Origin of the sequence: Oerskovia sp. NPDC057915 (assembly GCF_042887685.1) — a bacterium.
Taxonomy (GTDB): Bacteria; Actinomycetota; Actinomycetes; order Actinomycetales; family Cellulomonadaceae; genus Oerskovia.
Genome location: NZ_JBHVOS010000055.1, coordinates 1 through 1,196, shown reverse-complemented (window position 1 = coordinate 1,196; position 1,196 = coordinate 1). Strand labels below are relative to the sequence as shown.

Genomic DNA, 1,196 nt, shown 5'->3' with positions numbered 1-1,196 from the left:
GCAGCCACCGTCCGCACGTTCTGCGACACCTGCTCCGCAGCAGCAGCCACCACCCCCGACTGCGCCGCCGTCTCCTCCGACGACGCCGAGAACTGCGACGCCACCAGGGCGAGCTGCTCGGTCCCCGCCGCGAGGGTCCCCGCGGAACGGGCCAGGCCGCCGACGAGCCCGCGGATCGTGGTCACACCCCGGTCGAGGGCGAGGCCCGCGTCTCCGAGCTCGTCGGTCGCCGCGAGCCCGGAGGACTGCGTGAGGTCGCCCGAGCTGAGCGCTTCCGCGACCTCGCGCACCCGCTTGATGCGCCCGACCAGGACTCGGTTCGTCCAGGCCCCCAGGAACAGGGCGGCGACGACAGCCACGACGCCCGTCCCGACGAGCACCGTGATCGCCCGGCCCTGCCATGCCTGCTGCTCCGCGAGGATCGCGTCGACGCGCTCGGTCGCCGTCGCCTGCGTCGCGTCGGCGATCCCGAGGACCTGGTCGTACGCAGCGCCCGCGTCGCCGCCGTTGATGGACGTCATCGCCTGCTGCGCGCCCTCGGCGGTCCCTGTCCTCAGCCAGGTGACGACCTGGTCGTCCCAGTCGTAGAAGTTCTCCCACGCCGGCACCAGCCGGGCGAGGAACTCGTCCGCTGCGGTGTCGGTCGCGGTGGACTCGAGGTCGTCCAGCCAGGCCTCGACGGACTGCCTGGACTCCTCCATGCCCTTCCGGTTGTACCCGTCAGCACCGAGTGCGGCGTCGACCCCGAGGATCGCGCTGTCGGCCACGTAGAGCGCCTGCCACCCGGTCGCGTCGGCGATCAGGAATCGGGCTTCCCCGGCCGCCGTCTCGAGGCGCTGCGCCTCCAGGAGCTGGGCGGTGTAGGACTTCTGCTGCGCCAGAGCCACCGCTCCCACACCGGCAGCGACGAGCACGAGGACGACGAGGACCGTGAACGTGAGCCGGAGCCGCCGACCGACGGTGAATCGTCGCGGCCGATCGGCCGACGAGGCCGGACGAGGTGCGGACATGGTGTGGGTGCTTTCTGTGGAGGTGCGGAGGTGGCTCTGGCGACCGGACGGATCGGGCTAGTAGACGAACTTCGCGGCGTCGGACTGCAGGTCGGCGCTCATGCGTGCGAGCTCGGCGATCGAGTCGTTCATCTGCTGGATCGCCTCCGCCGTCGAGGACGCGGCCGTGGCGATGCCGGTGATGTT

Annotated in this window: 1 protein-coding gene; it reads right to left on the bottom strand. The window is 71.7% G+C overall.

Annotated elements, in window-relative coordinates:
* Positions 1-1,010: HAMP domain-containing protein (locus tag ACFVQ3_RS18830; RefSeq protein ID WP_387642416.1), on the bottom strand; the 1,010-nt coding region annotated here is incomplete at its 3' end.
* Positions 1,011-1,196 lie beyond the last annotated feature (186 nt).